The following is a 1,025-nucleotide window of genomic DNA, read 5'->3' as shown; positions in this document are numbered from 1 at the left end:
CCGGCATCGGCGCCGGCAACGGCGTTGCCCGTGCCGTCCGCGTCCTCGGAGGCACGGACGTCCTTGTCCAACCGCATTTTGTCTATGGGCGCGAACGCGAGGAACTCGTTGCGGAGTTCGTCGTCGAGCATCGCGTAGAGGCCGTCCTTGCCCATGTTCGAGAGGTCGGTTTTCTGCGCCACGCGCACGTGGAGGTACTCGACCACGATGAGGAACGTGCAGATGACAACGAGCGAGATGATCCAGAGCATGAGCATGGTGAACTTGGCCTCGGTCACGAACATGAGGACCAGGAGCATGAGCGGAACGACGATCAGCGCGAGGAAGCCGCGGCGTACGAGCACGGGGTAGACTAGCTCGAAGCCGGCCGCGCGGGCGAGGAAGGTCTCGCGGTAGGTGTCGGAGTCCATGATCGCCTTGACGATGGTGGCCAGGCGGAAGTGCCCCTTCATGCCGGTGCGCTCGGTGATCATCATGTCGGTCTCGCCGAGCTTGCGATCAAAGAGGCTGTTGATGTTGAGCAGATGCTTGCGAGCCGTCACGCCGATGAGCAGCGCGGGGATCAGGTAGACGAGGAGCACCAGCAGGTTCTGGGCGTAGTAGTTGCCGTAGAACCCCGCGATGGCCTCGCGCATCGCGTTGATGCCGTAGGTGAAGGGCAGCCACGGGTTCAGCGCCTGGAAGAAGCCCGGCTGCATCTGGATGGGGTAGAGGCCCGAGGCACCGGGGATCTGGAGCACGACGAGGAGCACCCCGAGCGCCTTGCCGATGTGCTTGAAGGCGACGGAGAGCGCGTAGATGAGGAAGACGTACACGAAGCTCTCGACCATGCCGGCAAAGACGAACGCCGCCGGGCTCGTGCACTGGATGCCCAGGCAGATATCTCCGACGCAGCAGATGATCGCCTGGACCTGGCCGATGAGGTTGAGCAGCAGCCAGCGGCCAAAGAAGCCCTCCCAGGCCTTGAAGTCGCCGATCCCCTCGCGGTCGACCTCGAGCTTATAGATGGCCACGAGGACGAAGCC

At 63.5% G+C, this 1,025-nt stretch carries 1 protein-coding gene; it reads right to left on the bottom strand.

Annotated elements, in window-relative coordinates:
• On the bottom strand, window positions 1–1,025 hold a 1,025-nt coding region (locus ACT84W_RS09815), incomplete at both ends, for a YhgE/Pip family protein (protein WP_444329078.1).

Origin of the sequence: Paratractidigestivibacter sp. (assembly GCF_052362415.1) — a bacterium.
GTDB lineage: Bacteria > Actinomycetota > Coriobacteriia > Coriobacteriales > Atopobiaceae > Paratractidigestivibacter.
Note: the sequence above shows the minus strand (reverse complement) of the source record. Positions and strands in the feature narration are given on the sequence as shown.